The organism is Rhizobium sp. YIM 134829 (assembly GCF_046546455.1).
In genome coordinates this window covers 1-605 of sequence record NZ_JBKHKI010000028.1, presented here as the reverse complement: position 1 = coordinate 605, position 605 = coordinate 1, and the positions used below count along the sequence as shown (strand labels likewise).

Annotated in this window: 2 protein-coding genes; one reads left to right on the top strand and one right to left on the bottom strand. The window is 64.6% G+C overall.

What is annotated here, in order from left to right; genetic code table 11:
* Positions 1-340: ArsR/SmtB family transcription factor (locus tag ACLE20_RS15540; RefSeq protein WP_410941220.1), on the bottom strand; the 340-nt coding region annotated here is incomplete at its 3' end.
* A 122-nt stretch (positions 341-462) separates the two neighbouring features.
* On the opposite strand from ACLE20_RS15540, the gene ACLE20_RS15535 reads away from it, so the two are divergent.
* Positions 463-605: MerR family DNA-binding transcriptional regulator (locus ACLE20_RS15535; RefSeq protein ID WP_410941221.1), on the top strand; the 143-nt coding region annotated here is incomplete at its 3' end.

Sequence of the window (605 nt, the reverse complement as noted above, 5' to 3'; positions counted from 1 at the left end):
GATCCAGCAGCGCCGCGATCTCCCGCAACGCCTCCGGGACGACGGCGTAGTACACCCACGATGCCCGGCGCTCAGAGGTCAACAGACCGGCGGCGCGCAACACCTTGAGGTGATGCGACACCGTGGGCTGCGAAACGTCGATACCGCTGGAGATGTCGCAAACACACGCCTCGCCGCCGGAATGGCTGGCGATCGCGCTGAACAGGCGCAACCGCACCGGGTCGGCCAGTGCCTTCAGCTTCGTGGCCATCTCGGCGGCGGCCAGCTCAGTCAGTGGCTCGCGCAACAGCGGCGGCGTGACACAGCAGGCGTCCGCCCCCGGGCTCTCCGAAATCGACATTCATCGATATTGACAGCGATCGAATCAGGACGCAAACGAACGACAGGTAGATCGGGGCTGCTCGCTCTCAGCCTTCTGTTGAATGAACACTTGACCCTCACGCAACGTGAGGCGCCAGCCTGGTGGACGTGACGCAGGAGACGAAGGTGGACGAACTCACGGTGGGCGACGTCGCGGATCGATTTGGCATCACGGTCCGGACGCTGCACCACTATGACCAGATCGGCTTGCTGACCCCGAGCCGGCGTGCAGCCTCGGGCTATCG